The organism is Blautia difficilis, from assembly GCF_014297245.1.
GTDB classification, from domain to species: domain Bacteria; phylum Bacillota; class Clostridia; order Lachnospirales; family Lachnospiraceae; genus Blautia_A; species Blautia_A difficilis.
Genome location: NZ_JACOQG010000005.1, coordinates 47,499 through 64,593, shown reverse-complemented (window position 1 = coordinate 64,593; position 17,095 = coordinate 47,499). Strand labels below are relative to the sequence as shown.

The 17,095-nt window shown below is 43.1% G+C and carries 14 protein-coding genes; 3 read left to right on the top strand and 11 right to left on the bottom strand.

Annotation, left to right across the window (positions count from 1 at the left end):
* Positions 1-46: 46 nt before the first annotated feature.
* Positions 47-1,861: an ABC transporter ATP-binding protein gene (locus H8Z82_RS04910; protein WP_186994454.1), complete on the top strand. Its 1,815-nt coding sequence runs from the start codon at positions 47-49 to the stop codon at positions 1,859-1,861.
* Complete coding sequence (locus tag H8Z82_RS04905; RefSeq protein WP_186994453.1) at positions 1,858-3,624, top strand: ABC transporter ATP-binding protein; 1,767 nt, start codon at positions 1,858-1,860, stop codon at positions 3,622-3,624. Before H8Z82_RS04910 ends, H8Z82_RS04905 begins: the two co-directional genes overlap by 4 nt.
* Before the next feature lie 87 nt (positions 3,625-3,711).
* On the opposite strand, the gene H8Z82_RS04900 is transcribed toward H8Z82_RS04905, so the two are convergent.
* The gene (locus H8Z82_RS04900; protein WP_186994452.1) at positions 3,712-5,499 is read right to left on the bottom strand and encodes an aminopeptidase P family protein; all 1,788 of its coding nucleotides are present in this window, start codon (positions 5,497-5,499) and stop codon (positions 3,712-3,714) included.
* 35 nt (positions 5,500-5,534) lie between these two features.
* Entirely contained in the window at positions 5,535-6,353 is an 819-nt protein-coding gene (gene larE, locus H8Z82_RS04895) for an ATP-dependent sacrificial sulfur transferase LarE (protein ID WP_186994451.1), read from the bottom strand.
* A gap of 150 nt (positions 6,354-6,503) precedes the next feature.
* Here larE and H8Z82_RS04890 point away from each other — a divergent pair, with 150 nt between their 5' ends.
* Positions 6,504-7,334, top strand: coding sequence for a Cof-type HAD-IIB family hydrolase (locus tag H8Z82_RS04890; protein ID WP_186994450.1), 831 nt, complete (start codon positions 6,504-6,506; stop codon positions 7,332-7,334).
* Positions 7,335-7,385: 51 nt separating this feature from the next.
* On the opposite strand, the gene H8Z82_RS04885 is transcribed toward H8Z82_RS04890, so the two are convergent.
* From H8Z82_RS04885 to H8Z82_RS04845, 9 genes are all read right to left on the bottom strand, one after another.
* Positions 7,386-8,927: an alanine/glycine:cation symporter family protein gene (locus H8Z82_RS04885; protein WP_186994449.1), complete on the bottom strand. Its 1,542-nt coding sequence runs from the start codon at positions 8,925-8,927 to the stop codon at positions 7,386-7,388.
* Positions 8,928-9,057: 130 nt separating this feature from the next.
* A complete protein-coding gene (fabV, locus tag H8Z82_RS04880; protein ID WP_186994448.1) occupies positions 9,058-10,239 on the bottom strand; it encodes an enoyl-ACP reductase FabV in 1,182 nt (393 codons plus the stop codon).
* A 190-nt stretch (positions 10,240-10,429) separates the two neighbouring features.
* On the bottom strand, positions 10,430-10,942 hold the full coding sequence (locus H8Z82_RS04875) for a dCTP deaminase/dUTPase family protein (RefSeq protein ID WP_186994447.1): 513 nt from the start codon (positions 10,940-10,942) through the stop codon (positions 10,430-10,432).
* A 115-nt stretch (positions 10,943-11,057) separates the two neighbouring features.
* The gene (gene nrdG, locus H8Z82_RS04870) at positions 11,058-11,546 is read right to left on the bottom strand and encodes an anaerobic ribonucleoside-triphosphate reductase activating protein (RefSeq protein ID WP_019162050.1); all 489 of its coding nucleotides are present in this window, start codon (positions 11,544-11,546) and stop codon (positions 11,058-11,060) included.
* Positions 11,547-11,549: 3 nt separating this feature from the next.
* Positions 11,550-13,643 (bottom strand): polyribonucleotide nucleotidyltransferase, encoded by a 2,094-nt coding sequence (locus tag H8Z82_RS04865; RefSeq protein ID WP_173743847.1) that lies wholly within the window; start codon positions 13,641-13,643, stop codon positions 11,550-11,552.
* 258 nt (positions 13,644-13,901) lie between these two features.
* Entirely contained in the window at positions 13,902-14,168 is a 267-nt protein-coding gene (gene rpsO / locus H8Z82_RS04860) for a 30S ribosomal protein S15 (RefSeq protein ID WP_019162053.1), read from the bottom strand.
* Between the two features lie 140 nt (positions 14,169-14,308).
* A complete protein-coding gene (locus H8Z82_RS04855) occupies positions 14,309-15,208 on the bottom strand; it encodes a bifunctional riboflavin kinase/FAD synthetase (protein ID WP_019162054.1) in 900 nt (299 codons plus the stop codon).
* A 36-nt stretch (positions 15,209-15,244) separates the two neighbouring features.
* Positions 15,245-16,129, bottom strand: coding sequence for a tRNA pseudouridine(55) synthase TruB (gene truB / locus H8Z82_RS04850; protein ID WP_186994446.1), 885 nt, complete (start codon positions 16,127-16,129; stop codon positions 15,245-15,247).
* A complete protein-coding gene (locus H8Z82_RS04845) occupies positions 16,129-17,091 on the bottom strand; it encodes a DHH family phosphoesterase (protein ID WP_186994445.1) in 963 nt (320 codons plus the stop codon). Before H8Z82_RS04845 ends, truB begins: the two co-directional genes overlap by 1 nt.
* Between the last annotated feature and the right edge of the window lie 4 nt (positions 17,092-17,095).

Below are 17,095 nucleotides of genomic sequence, written 5' to 3'. Positions count from 1 at the left end.
AGAAATAATATAGGAAAGATTTTTACGAAAGGAAGGAATTTTTAAAATGCGTTCATTGGCAGTTTATTTAAAAAACTACAAAAAAGAAAGCATCCTGGCGCCATTTTTTAAATTTCTGGAGGTTGTATTTGACCTGATCGTACCTATCGTCATTGCACAGATCATAGATGTAGGTATTGCAAACCACAACAACGGATACATTGTCCAGAGATTTTCTATTCTTATACTAATGGCGGCTCTTGGTCTTGCCAGTACCATCACAGCTCAGTTCTTTGCCGCTAAAGCCAGCGTGGGCTTTGCCACAGAATTAAGACAGGCAGTTTATGACCATGTACAGCGTCTGTCCTTTACAGAGCTGGATACCCTGGGAACAGACACCCTGATCACAAGACTTACCGACGATGTCAATCAGATCCAGAACGGACTGAACATGGGGCTTCGTCTTCTTCTTCGAAGTCCGTTTATCGTACTTGGGTCCATGGTCATGGCATTTACCATTGACTTTAAATGTGCCCTGGTTTTTGCTGTTGCGATCCCCTTTCTGTTTCTGGTTGTCTTTGTCATTATGTTTCTCAGTATTCCTCTGTTTAAAAAGGTACAGGGAAAACTGGACACAGTAACCGGACTGACCAGAGAAAACCTTACAGGTGTCCGCGTTATTCGTGCATTCTGCCGTGAAAAAGAGGCAGTTGCAGAATTTGATACCCGCAATCAGGAGCTGACAAAGTTAAATCTCTTTGTAGGAAAGCTTTCCGCTTTGTTAAATCCGGTCACTTACGTACTGATCAATATTGCCACTGTCATCCTGATCCAGAAAGCAGGAGTAGAAGTAAATCTGGGCGGTATGCAGCAGGGACAGGTGGTTGCCCTTTATAACTACATGGCTCAGATGATCGTGGAGCTGATCAAGCTTGCCTCCCTGATCATCACTCTGAACAAATCCGCAGCATGTGCAGGACGTGTGGCAGATATCCTGAAAGTGAAATCTACTATGAACTACCCGTCTTTCTCCACATATTCTGCTCAGACATCGAAGGACCTTGCAACAGCAACTGCTGATGCATCACTTTCTGAAACTTCCATCGCATTCAATGACGTAACCTTTGAGTACAGCGGTGCTGGTGCCCCCAGCCTTTCCCACATCAGTTTTTCAGTAAAGAAAGGCCAGACAGTAGGTATCATCGGTGGTACAGGAAGTGGAAAAACCACTCTGGTAAATCTGATCTCCAGATTCTATGATGCCAGCAAAGGAACTGTTCTGCTGGACGGTCAGAATATTGAGAATTACACCAGAAGTGATCTCCGCTCCAGAATCGGCGTTGTTCCCCAGAAGGCAGCTCTTTTCAAGGGCTCTATCCGTGACAATCTGAAATGGGGGCGGGAAGATGCCTCTGACGAGGATCTGTGGCAGGCACTTGCCACAGCACAGGGAAAAGAGGTGGTAGAGGGGAAACCGGGACAGCTTGATTTTATGCTGGAACAGAACGGCAAGAACCTTTCCGGCGGTCAGAAACAGCGACTTACCATTGCCCGTGCCCTGGTAAAAAAACCTGAAATCCTGATTCTGGATGACAGTGCCAGTGCCCTAGACTTTGCCACTGATGCAGCACTGCGTAAGTCTCTCAACAGACTTGACTGGAAGGTAACTACATTTCTGGTATCCCAGCGTTCCTCCAGCATTCAGCAGGCAGACCTGATCCTTGTCCTTGATAACGGTACTCTGGCAGGTAAGGGTACTCATGCTGAACTGCTACGTACCTGTGATACTTACCGGGAAATCTACTTCTCCCAGTTTCCGGAAGAAAGAGCCAGATACTCCTCTGTATCTGCTGGTAATATAATGAAGGAGGTGACTGTATGAGCAGATCAACAGTAAAGGATCCTGCTAAGAGCAAAAGCAGTGAAACCTTTTTTAAAGTACTGCGTTTTATCGGAAGATACCGTTTCCTGCTGATCCTCAGTATCATACTGGCGGCAGTTTCCGTTATCCTTCAGCTGTATGTCCCGATTCTGTTCGGAAATGCCATTGACCAGGTCATTGCCCAACATCAGGTAAACTTCGAAATGATGTGGTACTACCTGTCACGTATCCTTGTAATGGTCATCCTCTCTTCTGCTGCCACATGGCTTATGAATGTGATCAATAACCGCATGACCTACCAGACAGTTAAGGATATCCGTGCCAAAGCCATCCGACACATCCAGGTACTTCCCCTCTCTTACCTTGACGGACACAGTACCGGAGATATCATCAGCCGTATTATCGCAGATACAGATATTCTGTCTGATGGTATGCTGCTCGGATTTACCCAGCTTTTTTCCGGAATCGTAACGATCATCGGAACACTGATCTTCATGTTCTCCAAAAACTTCTGGATTACATTGATGGTCATTGTCCTGACCCCCGTAAGCTTTTTGGTAGCCAAATTTATTTCTTCCCATACCTTCCAGATGTTCCGGAAGCAAAGCGATGCCAGAGGACGTCAGACTGCTCTCATTGAAGAGATGATTGGAAACCAGAAGGTTGTTCAGGCTTTTGGATATGAGGAAAAATCTTCTGAACGCTTTGCAAAGATTAACAAAGAATTACAGGAATGCAGCCTGAAGGCTGTCTTTTACAGCAGCCTGACAAACCCTTCCACCCGTTTTGTCAATAATATTATTTATGCCTGTGTTGCACTGGTGGGTGCGTTCATTATCCCGGGAGGCAGACTGACAGTCGGAGGTCTTTCCGTACTTCTCTCCTATGCCAATCAGTATATGAAGCCATTCAATGACATCAGTTCTGTTGTTACAGAACTTCAGAATGCTCTTGCCTGTGCAGGCAGAATCTTTGATCTGCTGGAGGAGGAACCGGAAGTTGCAGAGGCTTCTGAGACACTGAAAGATGTGAAGGGTGAAGTAGATATTAAGAATGTATGCTTCCATTACGATGAATCAAAAAAACTGATTGAGAACTTCAACCTTCATGTAAAACCAGGTATGCGCATTGCCATCGTAGGACCTACCGGGTGCGGTAAATCAACCTTTATCAATCTTCTGATGAGATTCTATGATGTAAATGCCGGATCCATTTCCGTTGATGGCAAACAGATCAGAGACATTACCCGCCATTCTCTGAGAAGCAGCTATGGTATGGTGCTTCAGGAAACATGGATCAAAAACGGAACTGTCCGCGACAATATCTCCATTGGAAAACCGGAAGCTACAGATACTGAAATCATCGAAGCAGCCAAGCTTACCCACAGCTGGGAATTTATCCGGAGGCTTCCTAAAGGACTGGACACCATGCTCAACGAAGACAGCTTAAGCCAGGGACAGAAACAGCTGCTGTGTATCACACGAGTTATGCTCTGTCTGCCTCCGATGCTGATTCTGGATGAAGCCACTTCAAGTATTGATACCAGAACAGAATTGCAGATCCAGGAAGCGTTTGAACGAATGATGGAGGGAAGAACAAGCTTTATCGTAGCTCACCGCCTCTCTACGATCCGCAATGCAGATCTGATCCTTGTTATGAAAGACGGAAGTATCATTGAGCAGGGTACTCATGATGAGCTGATTGCAAAAGGTGGATTTTACCATACTCTATATAACAGTCAGTTTGCAAAAGTTTCTGAATAAAACAAACCAGATAATAAATCAAAAAGGAACAGCTGTCCATCACGGCTGTTCCTCTTTTTGATTTTGTAAAATGTTTTTTTGTTTTTATCAGATTGCCCGGGTAGCATCTTTCAGCCATTCTTTTTCTTCTTCGTTCAAATACGGAGAAATCTTCTCATATACCTGTGCATGGTAATCATTGAGAAGGTTACGTTCCCGGACACTCATCAGTTCCGGCACCACTCCATCCAGATCAAAAGGTACCATAGTTAGAAATTCAAAGCACATAAACTGACCATACTCTGTTTTTTCAGCTTTTTTGCAGACCATCAGATTTTCATGACGGATTCCAAATCCATCCTCTCTGTAATATCCCGGCTCATCAGAGGTAATCATTCCCTCCTCCAGCACTGCATTTCCACCCGGAACAATTTTCCATCGGAAGCTATTGGGTCCTTCATGGACATTCAGAAGATATCCTACTCCATGACCGGTTCCATGTTTAAAATCCTCTCCCATTTCCCATAGCGGCTGTCTCGCCAGAATATCCAGATTTACACCGGTACAGCCATGAAGAAATCTGGCAGCTCCCAGATTCAGAGTTCCCCGCAAAACTGCTGTGAAGTACTTTTTCTCTTCCTCAGTAGTCGGTCCCATGACAACAGTACGGGTAATATCAGTAGTTCCCTCTTTATAATGTCCTCCTGTATCTGCCAGAAGAAAGCCGGATGGTTCCAGAGGAATATCCGTTTCGGGTGTTGCAAAATAATGTACAATAGCAGCATGCTTTCCATAGGCAATAATCGGATCAAAACTGTTATCTATGAAATCCTCCTGTTCCGAACGGAATTCATACAGCTTTTCTGCTGCACTTAATTCTGTGATCGGAATCCTTCCAACATTCTTCTTTAACCAGTATATGAACTTTGTAACTGCAACTCCGTCTCTGATATGCGCAATACGTTCATTTTCCACCTCAACAGGATTCTTCGTTGCCTTGGGAAGAAGTGTAAGATTTTCTTCATCCAGAATCCGGGTGTCTGCCGGAATATTGCTAACCAGACGACTGTTGACTTTCTTTTTGCAGAGAAGAACTTTTTTGTCCTTTTTAAATGTTTTCACATACTCATAGATACTGTCATAGGGAAAAAGGGTCACACCATCTTTTTCCAGCGCTTCCAGTACATCTGTCTGAAAGGCTTTCTCATTTGCAAAAAGTCTGATCTCTGTTTTTGTCATTACAAGATAAGAAAGAACCACCGGACAGCAGTGGATATCTCCCCCACGTATATTTAACAGCCAGGCAATATCATCCAGGGAGGTCAGAACAAAGGCATCTGCACCTTTTTCCTCCATTGCCTTACGGATTCTTGCACATTTATCAGCACGGGATTCTCCTGCCCATTTTACATCCAGTTCCATAACCGGTTCACAGGAAAGTGCAGGGCGATCTTCCCATACTTCACCTATCAGATCATAGTCTACAGAAAGAAATGCTCCCTTCTTTCCAAGAATCTTCTCCAGTTCAACAGCCTCTTTGGCATTCACAGTTCTTCCGTCAAAACCAAGGCACATTCCATCTCCTAATTTCTCTTCCAGGAACTCATGTACTGTGGGAACCCCCGGCTCTCCCATCTTGAAAAGCTCCACTCCTGTTCCTTCCAGCTGTGCTGCTGCCTGGATAAAATAACGACCGTCAGTCCACAGCCCTGCCATATCCTGCAGGATCACTGCAGTTCCCGCTGAACCTGTAAATCCTGTGATATATTTTCTGCATTTAAAATATTCCCCTACATATTCAGATGCATGAAAATCATCTGTCGGAACCAGATAAGCATCTATTTTTCTCTCCTGCATCTTCTCTCTGAGCGCAGCAATTCTTTCATTTACTGTCATTATCATCTTCTCCTTTATCTATCGGCATAAGTTTTTTATTGACCCAACACTTTCTTTTCCAGTGTCTCATTCATGCTTCCCATACGATATCCCAGAATATCCATGGTCACATAAGTAAACCCATACTCTTTAAATTTCTTTGCTATATCCTCACGTACATTCTGCTCCAGAAGTTTCGGAAATTCCTCCGGCATGAGCTCAATTCTTGCAAGTAACCCATGAATGCGGACACGAACCTGATGGAATCCATAGTCAAGCAAAAGCTGCTCTGCTTTCTCAACCATTCCAAGCTTTTCCTCACTGATGGTCTCTCCATAGACAAATCTGGAGGACAGACAGGCAAAGGACTGCTTATCCCAGGTAGGAAGTCCCAATTCCTTTGAGTATTCTCTAATCTCTGCTTTTGTCAGCTTTGCTTCCCGCAAAGGACTTTTAATCCCAAGCTCCTTTACAGCGATCAAACCGGGTCTGTAGTCTCCGTTATCGTCCATATTAGACCCCTCTGCAATATATTCAATTCCATTATTTTTCGCAATATCTCGGATTTTCTCAAACAGTTCCTTCTTGCATAAGTAGCATCTGTTTGGCGGATTCTGAGAAAAGCCTTCAATCTCCAGTTCCTCAGACTGACAGATCACCTGCCTGATTCCCTCTTTCTCACAGAATGCCTTTGCTTCTTTCAGCTCTCTTTTTGGAAAAGAACAGGACTGGGCTGTAACAGCAATGGCTTTATCTCCCAATACATCATGTGCTACCTTTAACAGAAATGTGGAATCCACTCCACTTGAAAAAGCAACTGCCACACTGCCAAGTTCTTTCAGATATCGCTTTAAATATTCCAGTTTATTTTCCATAATTTTGTACTCCTGTTTTGTTTCCAAATTTCAAAACATACTTATATTAGTATAATAAATTCCCAATATATTTTCAATGACCATTGTGGTTTTTTTTATTTTTTAGTATAGTTATGTTACAGAATTATCTACAGAAGGGAATCTATTACTATGCCAGATATTAAATTGATCGGTCTTGATCTGGATGGTACACTGCTTACCACCACAAAGGAACTTACCGAAAATACAAAAAAAGTACTTACCCAAGCCCTTGATGCAGGAATTGAAGTGCTGGTAGCTACCGGTCGTCCGTTCAGCGGAATTCCGAAAGAATTGCAAAAACTGCCCGGTATTCACTATGCGCTTACCTCCAATGGAGCCCGAGTCCTGGATATCCGCACGGAAAAAGTCATAATAGAACAGCTTCTTCCTCTGGAAAGCGCAATAAAGGCTCTTCGGATTTTTGAGAAATACGACACTCTCTGTGAAATCTATTTCCATGGTCAGGGATATGCAGAAGAAAAAAAATTATCCCAGATCAGCCGTTACCACCACAATCCACATATGTGGGACTATTTCCGCACTACCCGCAAATTTGTACCTGACCTGTGGGAATTAATCCGTCAGGAAGGACAGGCCATGGATAAAGTCCAGGCTCTTTTTGCAGATATGGACGAACGGCAGTCTGCGTGGAACGAACTGAACCAGATCAAAGAACTGGAACCTGTAGGCTCCTTAAGCTACAATATCGAAGTAAATGCTGCCGGTGTAAACAAAGGAACTGCTCTGATCACACTGGGAAAAATGCTTGGAATCCCCAGAGAATCTATTATGGCCTGCGGAGACGGCGATAATGACCTGTGCCTGATCAAAGAATCCGGTCTGGGTGTGGCTATGGCAAACGCAGAGCCTGCTGTAAAAGCTGCTGCTGATTATATTACCACCTCCAATGATGAAGAGGGCGTAGCTAAAGCCATTGAAAAATTTGCCTTAAAAAAATAGTGCAAAAAAGATGTGTCTCCTTTTCTGCGCAGACACATCTTTTTACTTTTATTATTTCTCAAATTTTTTCTCATCCCAGTATACGCAGTCATTCCTGTCAATCACACCGGAATCAAACGGTGTACCATCATTTTTCTTATAATGCTTCGTTGCTTTAAACACACATCTGGCGCCCGCAAATACAATCGGCACATTAAAATACACGATCAGAATATTTCCCAGATCCGAGAATGCCCACAAATTTCCCAGCTCAAGTCCTGCCAGATTGCACAGAATACCAAAGGCTGCCACAAACAGGGCAATACAGCGTACAATATTAATGCAGGCAGCATCCTTCCGGATACGGTTAGCCGCAATCTCTGAAAAACTGATCATTCCCAGCAAACAGGTAAAAGCAAAAAGTCCAAAACAAAGAGTAACTAAAAATGTGATCACTGCATTCATAGAGGTTCCCGGAGTAAGTACGGCAATGGACTCTGTAAACTTCGGAAGCTTATCCAGTTCTGCCCAGACCTGTGCATTTTCTCCTGTCCAGCAATGTGCCATAACAACTACAAAGCCGGTAAGTGTACAGATCACAATAGTATCCAGAAAAACTCCCAGAGAGGCCAGAATTCCCTGTTCACAGGGATGCTCGGCATCTGCTGCCGCAGCAGACATAGTAATTGTTCCCTGACCAGCCTCATTAGACATTAATCCCCGTTTCACACCCTGCGCCAGAACAGTTCCCATTGCCCCACCGAAAAATGCCTGAGGCTTAAATGCTCCGCCAAATACTGCTGTAAAGAAATAAGGAATCCGTCCAACGTTGAGAATGATCAGTATAAATACTACTGCAACATACAGCACTGCCATAACCGGAACCATCCTATCCGTCCATTTAGATACCTTTTTGATTCCTCCAAAAGCGATAGCCGCTGTCAGAATCATGATAGCCGCACCTGCAATATAATAAAACAGGGAATTCACCGGAATTGTTTTTCCTGTAAGAATCTCAGCCATTCTTCCTACAGAAGAAACTACATTAAAGCCCTGTGCCGGCAGACAGCATAATGCATACAGAATATAAAGTACAGATAAAAACACACCAATCCATACTTTATTTCCTAAAAGCTTTCTTCCATAAAATGGAAGGCCGCCTACAAATTCATCATCCTTTTTCTCTTTAAAGATCTGAGCCAGTACAGCCTCCATGTAGGCAACTGCCATTCCGAAAAATGCGGAAATCCACATCCAAAAAAGGGCTCCCGGTCCTCCTACTGCTATGGCACCGGTCACACCTATAATATTTCCAGGTCCCACACGCATAGCTGCACTTAACAGAAAAGCAGCCAATGGGCTGATTCCGGTTTTTACAGTACGTCTCTCAGTAAGAATCCGGATTCCCTTTTTAAAATGAGTAACCTGAATAAATCCAAGTTTGATAGTAAAAAAAATGCCTGATCCCAAAAGTACAATGATGGCAAGCGAGATGTTACCTAAAATAGGAATATTTCTGTACCATTCCATATTTGTGGGAAAATCCCACAGAAAATCAGACAAAGGACCAATAAACCCAAATACACTGTTAATCGCTGCAAAAATACCCTGCATATACATCCCCCTCTTTCCAGCTGATGCTCCGTTACATTCTGTTACTATTTATTATACAGAAATTTTTCGAATAGTATATTGTATTTTGTGGGGGATATATTGCAAAAAATGATATTTTATCTGTTAGTAATTATACAATACCGTCAATCTCTACCTCAGCCTCAATATCCTGGGTATAATCAATATCTTCGTATCGGAATCCAAACATATGATAAAAATCTTCCCAGTATCCATCAATGTCACAATATTCCTTTACTGTATCCGTAGTGACCGCTTTCCAGCATTTTTTTACTTCCTCCTGTATTTCAGGCATTAATTCATAATCATCCATGCGGATAAACCCGTTTTCATCTGTCTGAAATCCTTCCGGTGTATAAAGCTTCTGTGTAAACAGTCTTGCAATCTGCTGAATACAGTTTTCATGATTTCCAGCCTTCTTCATAACCTTATAAAGAATAGCAAAATACAAGGGTACAACGGGAATTGCTGCGCTTGCCTGAGTTACCAGCCCTTTGTTTACAGAAATTACTGCGCGGACATCCGGATGTGCCTGATTAATCTCAGTCATGGTTTTCTGTAAATGCTGTTTAGCTGTTCCAATGGTTCCGTGGTAGTAAATCGGATAAGTCAGTTCCGGACCAATATAAGAATATGCTACTGTCACTGCATTCTCAGTCAGTACATCTGCTGCCTTTAATGCATCAATCCAGTCTGCCCAGTCTTCTCCTCCCATAACTTTAACTGTGCTTAAAACTTCCTCTTCAGTTGCAGGTTCCACTGTCTTTTCTGTAATCTGGTTATTTCTCAGATCAAGGCTCTTTTCTGTAAATGCTTCCTCAGTAGTCTTGAGACAGGAAGACCAGGTTTTTCCCTCACCATCTGTACGTCTGGGTGCTGCCAGACTATAGACTACCAGATCTACTTTTCCCATATCTTTTCGGATCAGTTCAATCGCTTTCTCTTTCATCTCCCCGGAAAAAGCGTCCCCATTAATGGTTTTCGCATAGGCACCTTTTTCTGCTGCCAGATGATGAAATTCTGCTGTATTATACCATCCCGGTGTAGCTGTCCTTCTGCCGTTTGCCTGACGTTCAAACATAATCCCCAATGTGTCAGCGCCACAGTTTTCCAGTGCACAGATACGGGATGCAAGACCATAACCTGTAGAACATCCAATGATCAGTGCCTTCTTTGTTCCCTTTACCTCTCCCTGCTTACAGGCATACTCTGCCTGATTTCTTACACTCTCTGCACATCCCTGTGGGTGTGCGGTGGTGCAGATATATTCTCTTACTTTCGGTTCAATGATCATATTTTTTCTCTCCTCAATTTTACAAACCAATTGTTATCATTCCCATCAGATGAATCTATCTGATTCGTCATAATTTTCAAATATTTTGATTCTCAAAATATTATAGCAAAGAAAAAGCAGAACGTAAAGCAAAAATATTTCTTTCTTGCCTATGTTCTGCTTTTTAAACATTCAGGTTTCTCTTTTTTTATTATTTTGCAGTAGTACTTCCAAAGCCTCCATTACGGATTTCTGTAGCATCATCATCTACTGTGATCCCATACTCTACAAAAATGCCCTGCATAAACCCTGTATCTGCGGGAATTATCAGAGTTTTGTTTTCATTAGAATCATTTGTAAGCTTTGCAAAGATGTGACCTTCGTTATCTGAATAGAAATAGTCACTGTCAATGATACCTACTGTATTATTGAGCTGGAGGCGGTATTTAAATCCCAGTCCACTTCGGGGATAGCATTTCAGTACCCATTCCGGCTGCATTTCCACGCGGATTCCTGTAGGAATCTTCACTGTTTCACCTGGTTTCATAACAAATTCTGCAGGTGCAAAGAAATCATATCCTGCACTGCCTGCTGTTGCTCTCTTTGGCAGACGGATTGCTTCATATATTTTCTCCGCTTCTTTCTGAGACTGTCCAAATGTATCTGTCCAGTCTGCTGTGAAACGCTCTTTACTTACTTTGTAAAATTTCGCAATTCGTTTCATGCTTTTCATTATTCCTTTCTCAATGTTCAAAACATTCTTTTTGCTTTTCCTGTTCAGCAAAAACAGGCAGTTCAGGTACACCTGAGCATACTTGAACTACCTGTATATTTACTTCTTATTGGTGCAATACAATTTTTCCCTGGCGAAGAGTCTCCGGAACATCAATCACTCTTTGATTGCTGGAACCTTTCCACCTCAGGGAAAGCTCTTTCTTGTCTGCTTCAAATTCACCGTCTACGCAGACATCCAGATACTCTGTAATTTTCTCTCTGCAGATTTCCTCCCAGAGAAAGCCTGTATAAAGCCAAATGGTTTTATCCGGATATTTCTTTTTGATCTCCTTTGCAAGAGCTGTTACCTCAGTGATATTTGCCGGATGCAGCGGATCTCCGCCTGAAAATGTAATTCCACTGACATAATCCTTATCCAGCTCTGCAAAAATCTCTGTACGCTCTGCATCTGTAAAGGGCAGACCGCCATTGGGATCCCAGGTCACAGGATTCTGACATTCCGGGCAACAATGATCACATCCTGCCACCCACAGAACTACACGGAGTCCGTCACCATTCAGCATATCGTCCTTGGTAATATTGTGATATCTCATATTTTACGCTTCTTCCGGTACATCTTTCATGCTGAAGCTGATTCTGCCCATCTTATCCTTACCAAGACAAACAACCTTAACCTTGTCTCCAAGTGTAAGCACATCTTCCACACGATTGATTCTTTCTTTACAGATTTTGGAAATGTGAACCATTCCCTCTTTTCCTGGTGCAAATTCAACAAATGCTCCAAATTCCTTGATGCTGACAACCTTACCTGTGAAAATCTGACCTGCTTCAAAATCAGTAGCAATGATCTTAACCATCTCAGCAGCCTCATCCATGCTCTTCTGATCAACTCCGCAGATAGATACTGCACCTTCATCAGTAATATCAATCTTAACGCCTGTGCGCTCAATGATCGTGTTGATAGTCTTTCCTCTCTGACCTACAACATCACCAATCTTCTGAGGATCAATCTGAATCTGGATGATCTTCGGAGCATATTCTCCTACAGATGTACGTGGAGCTGCAATGCATTTCTCCATAACTTCTGTCAGGATATATTCTCTTGCTTCTTTTGTACGTCTGATTGCTTCTTCTACGATCGGTCTTGTCAGTCCATGGATCTTGATATCCATCTGAATTGCTGTGATACCGTCATGAGTTCCGGCTACCTTGAAGTCCATATCTCCGAAAAAGTCTTCAAGTCCCTGGATATCTGTGAGAACGATGTAATCATCATCTGTATCGCCTGTTACCAGACCACAGGAAATACCTGCTACCGGTTTTTTGATCGGTACACCGGCTGCCATCAGAGACATTGTGGATGCACAGATACTTGCCTGAGAAGTAGAACCATTGGATTCAAATGTCTCAGATACAGTACGGATCGCATATGGGAATTCCTCTTCGCTTGGAAGTACAGGAACTAATGCTCTCTCAGCAAGTGCACCATGTCCGATCTCACGACGTCCCGGTCCTCTGGATGGTTTTGTCTCACCTACAGAGTAGGACGGGAAATTGTAGTGATGCATATATCTCTTTGAAGTTTCAAATTCGTCAAGTCCGTCAAGCTTCTGTGCTTCTGCAAGAGGAGCCAGAGTTGTGATGGTACAGATCTGTGTCTGTCCACGTGTGAACATAGCAGAACCATGTACTCTGGGGATAATATCTGTCTCTGCTGCCAGAGGACGGATCTGAGTAATGGCACGACCATCCGGACGTTTGTGGTCTTTTAAGATCATCTTGCGGACAGTCTTCTTCTGGTACTGATATACAGCCTCGCCCAGAACTGCAAGCCACTCTTCCTTGTCGGCAAAAGCTTCTTTCAGTTTCTCTGTTACCTGACGGATATTTTCTTCTCTTGTCTGTTTATCGTCAGAGAACACGGCAACTTCCATTTCTGCCGGAGGTACGACCTCTTTGATCGCTGCGAAGAGTTCTTCCGGAACTGCACATGATTCGTAGCTGTGTTTCGGTTTTCCGCATTCTTCTACGATCTTATCGATAAATTTGATGATCTCCTGGTTTACTTCATGAGCTTTATAGATAGCTTCGATCATCTTGTCTTCCGGAACTTCTTTTGCACCGGCTTCGATCATGATTACTTTCTCTCTTGTGGAAGCTACTGTAAGCTGAAGGTCAGATACATCTTTCTGTGCCATGGTAGGGTTGATGATATATTCACCATTGATCAGACCAACCTGTGTGGTTGCACATGGACCGTCAAAGGGGATATCGGAAATGCAGGTTGCAATAGCAGAACCCAGCATAGCCGGAATCTCCGGATTACATTCCGGATCAACAGACATAACCATGTTTACCAGTGTTACATCATTTCTGTAATCCTTTGGAAACAGAGGACGCATAGGTCTGTCAATAACACGGGATGTAAGAATAGCATGTTCGCTTGCTTTACCTTCTCTCTTATTAAAACCTCCCGGGATTTTTCCTACTGCATACATTTTCTCTTCGTATTCAACGCTCAGCGGGAAGAAATCAATTCCCTCTCTTGGCTCTTTGGATGCTGTTGCTGTGGATAATACAGTAGTATCTCCGTAATGCATCAGAGCTGCACCGTTTGCCTGTTTTGCCACACGGCCAATATCTACGGTTAATGTTCTTCCGGCTAATTCCATGGAATAACTTTTGTACATATTCATTCTCCTTTATATAAATTCATTATTATTGTTCATCCAGACTGTATCGCTATGAAAGGATGAGTATGGAAACAGGAGTCCGAAACAACTGAAAAAACTATTTTTACCATAAATTCCCCTGCATTCTTCTGCATCATAGAAATAATCTTTTCAGTAGTCTCGGAAATAACTCCTGCATTCACAGAAAAGCTGCTGCTGACAGCTTTTCCGACTAAAAACGGGGCGGATGGTATATCCGCCCCTTCCGCATACTAATTATTTTCTTAAACCTAATTTTTCAATCAGTGCACGGTATCTTTCGATGTCTGTTTTCTTCAGATAAGCTAACAGTCCACGTCTCTGACCTACCATTTTCAGAAGACCTCTTCTGGAATGATGATCTTTGTGGTTGCTCTGTAAATGCTCTGTAAGCTCCTGAATTCTTGCTGTAAGAATAGCTACCTGTACCTCTGGTGATCCTGTGTCGCCTTCAGTTCTTGCATATTCTTTCATGATTGCTGCTTTCTTTTCTTTTGAAATCATTTTGATTTCCTCCTGTTTATATATTATTATTGATTGGACCGCCACATATTAAGGGATGGTCGGAGTTTCCTGTCCCTGAACATGGGCTGAATTCACCTTGGATAGTATAGCACATTGCCCATGGTGTGTAAACTCTTTTTTTATTTTTCTTTTCGAAAGTATTCCTGACCTTTGACTGCATCCTTTTCCAACTGTTTTTTTAAAGCTTCCAGAGATGTAAATTTCTGTTCAGGTCTGAGAAATTTTTTAAAATCCACCCGGCAGTACTGGCCATAAAGGTCTTCCTGGCAATCAAACAGATAGGTTTCCACTCCAAGAAATTTCTCTCCTCCTACTGTAGGTTTATATCCAATATTGGTGATTCCCTGATATGTTCTTTCCTTAAAATACGAAACTGTGATGTAGACACCGTTAGGCGGCATCAGTTTCTCTCCAGAAGGAATCAGATTTGTTGTGGGAAGGAGATATTTATGTCCCATTCCTCGTCCATGCTCCACTTCTCCCTCCACAGAGAAATCCATTCCCATAAGAGCATGAAATTTTTCCATATTGCCTCTGCTCAGTTCTTCCCTGATAAAAGTGCTGCTGATCTTCCTGCGTCCATCCATTTCTTTTGGCAGGATTTCCACATCAAAGCCATATTTTCTGCCATATTCTTTCAGCATCTGGGGAGTTCCTTTTCGTTCAAAGCCAAACCGGAAATCCTCCCCGACAGCCACGTAGGAGGCCTGAAGGTCTCCTACCAGAATTTCTTTTATAAAATTTTCTGCTTTCATATGCCGGATCCGGTCATTCAACGGACATTCCAACAGAATATCTACGCCCAGCTTCTCTAGCAGGCGACATCTTTCTTCTTTTGTAAGAATGGTTCTGGAAGCATTTCCAAGAGCCAGCACTACTGCCTGTGCTCCCTCCTGCTTCTGTCCGATAATTTTCTCCACAAGCTTTCTGTGTCCGCGATGTATGCCATCAAACTTTCCAAGAGTTACCGCACTGTGGGCAATCCTGGGAAAATCATTCTCGATTCTTATATATTCCATTGTGTCTCCTAATTATCGTAATGTCTGGATAATGCCTCAAAACATTTTCACAGGGAAATATAGAAACCGCCTTTCATCCCACTGATAAACTCCGGCAAATGCACCTCCACTGCTACACATTCTGATCCAGCCCTGCTTCTCACATTCGGAAACCACTCCCTGAGGAAGAGGATTCCCATTAGCAAGAAGCCTGTCACCTTCTTCTTTACAGCAAATCCGGGGATATTCTCCTAGGATTTCTTCTATACCCAGAACCTTATCCTGTATAGCTCCGGACTTTACAGCTTCCTCTGCCTGTGCAAGTGTAATGGCGTCCTTTAATTCAAATTTTCCCACTTTTGTACGCACCAGAGATTCCATGGCAGCGCCGCAGCCAAGCTTCTCTCCCATATCATGGCACAGTGTACGGATATAGGTTCCCTTGCTGCAGACTACACGATACCGCACCAACGGCAGATTTATCTCCAGAATTTCAATCTGATAAAAGTGTACAGGCCGTGGCTTTCTCTCCACAGTCTTTCCCTCTCTTGCCAGCTCATAGAGTTTTTTCCCATTTACCTTCAGTGCTGAATACATAGGAGGAATCTGAAGCTGTTCCCCAAGAAAGGATTCCGCTGCTTCTTTTACCTCCTTCTCAGTCACAGAAATCTGTTCCGTCTGTGACAGAATAGTCCCTGTCATATCCTGTGTGTCTGTCACTACTCCAAGGCGCATAACTGCCTCGTAGGTTTTCTCTTTATCAGTGATCAGATCCACCAGCTTTGTAGCTTTGCCCAGCGCTACCGGGAGAACCCCCTCTGCGTCCGGGTCAAGGGTTCCGGTATGCCCGATCTTTTTCATATGAAGAATTCCCCTCAATTTTGCCACAACATCATGAGAGGTATACCCTTTTTCCTTGCGGATCACTATGATTCCATCCATCAGTCCTCTGTCTCCTGAAACTGTTTGCAGATCTGCCCTGTCACATTATTGATCACATCGTACACGGATCCCTGCAGATCACAGCCTGCTGCACGCATATGTCCGCCGCCGCCAAAGTATACTGCAATCTTGCTTACATCAATTTTTCCGTTAGATCGAAGAGAAACCTTGAAAGACTGCTGTTCAAACTCATAGATAAACATAGCAACCTCCACACCCTGAGTGAGACGAAGCTGACTGACAATACCATCCAGATCCTTACCGTCAACACCGTAGAAGTCCATATCTCTCTTTTTGAGATAGCCAACAATACATTTCCCATCCAGAAGCATAATGCTCTCTGCCAGAACTCGTCCCATAACCTGATTCTGGATATAAGTTTTCTGATAAAAAGATTCATCAATAATCTTACTGAAATTGAATCCTGTTTTCATCAGTTCTCCGGCAATCCGCATGGTATCCGGAGAAGTTGAAGAATACTGGAACACTCCTGTATCATGAACCATTCCTGTATAGATTGGTTTGGCGATCGTGCAATTTATTTTTTCAGGATCCAACAGACTATACAGCACCTCACAGGCAGAGCTTACCTCGCCCCGAATATGATTGATCTGGGCAAATCCAGGATTGCTGACATGATGATCAATACAGGCTGTCTTTTTTGCAGAGTCAAAATAGGGAGCTGCAATGGCCAGTCTGTCCTTTGCGCTCACATCGCAGGTAACAAAAAGGTCATATTCCTTCTCACCATCCAGTTCCATTTTAACCTCATCCATACAGTCAATATGACCAAAAACCGGTTTTGGATGATCCAGATACACATCCACCTGAATCTCCGGCCAGTAGGTTTTCACATATAAATATAATGCCATACAGGAACCGACACAGTCACCGTCCGGACGAACATGTCCGCCGATTCCCATTGTTTTCACACCATCCAGTATCTCCGCAATATTTTTCATATAT

Bases quoted from the DNA above. Each gene is read 5' to 3' on its own strand.
- H8Z82_RS04890 (WP_186994450.1), top strand. From the start codon at position 6,504: ATGCCAGATATTAAATTGATCGGTCTTGATCTGGATGGTACACTGCTT.
- H8Z82_RS04900 (WP_186994452.1), bottom strand. From the start codon at position 5,499: ATGACAGTAAATGAAAGAATTGCTGCGCTCAGAGAGAAGATGCAGGAG.
- H8Z82_RS04885 (WP_186994449.1), bottom strand. From the start codon at position 8,927: ATGCAGGGTATTTTTGCAGCGATTAACAGTGTATTTGGGTTTATTGGT.
- H8Z82_RS04875 (WP_186994447.1), bottom strand. From the start codon at position 10,942: ATGAAACGAATTGCGAAATTTTACAAAGTAAGTAAAGAGCGTTTCACA.
- fabV (WP_186994448.1), bottom strand. From the start codon at position 10,239: ATGATCATTGAACCGAAAGTAAGAGAATATATCTGCACCACCGCACAC.
- H8Z82_RS04855 (WP_019162054.1), bottom strand. From the start codon at position 15,208: ATGGAATATATAAGAATCGAGAATGATTTTCCCAGGATTGCCCACAGT.
- H8Z82_RS04865 (WP_173743847.1), bottom strand. From the start codon at position 13,643: ATGTACAAAAGTTATTCCATGGAATTAGCCGGAAGAACATTAACCGTA.
- nrdG (WP_019162050.1), bottom strand. From the start codon at position 11,546: ATGAGATATCACAATATTACCAAGGACGATATGCTGAATGGTGACGGA.
- rpsO (WP_019162053.1), bottom strand. From the start codon at position 14,168: ATGATTTCAAAAGAAAAGAAAGCAGCAATCATGAAAGAATATGCAAGA.
- H8Z82_RS04905 (WP_186994453.1), top strand. From the start codon at position 1,858: ATGAGCAGATCAACAGTAAAGGATCCTGCTAAGAGCAAAAGCAGTGAA.
- truB (WP_186994446.1), bottom strand. From the start codon at position 16,129: ATGGATGGAATCATAGTGATCCGCAAGGAAAAAGGGTATACCTCTCAT.
- larE (WP_186994451.1), bottom strand. From the start codon at position 6,353: ATGGAAAATAAACTGGAATATTTAAAGCGATATCTGAAAGAACTTGGC.
- H8Z82_RS04910 (WP_186994454.1), top strand. From the start codon at position 47: ATGCGTTCATTGGCAGTTTATTTAAAAAACTACAAAAAAGAAAGCATC.
- H8Z82_RS04845 (WP_186994445.1), bottom strand. From the start codon at position 17,091: ATGAAAAATATTGCGGAGATACTGGATGGTGTGAAAACAATGGGAATC.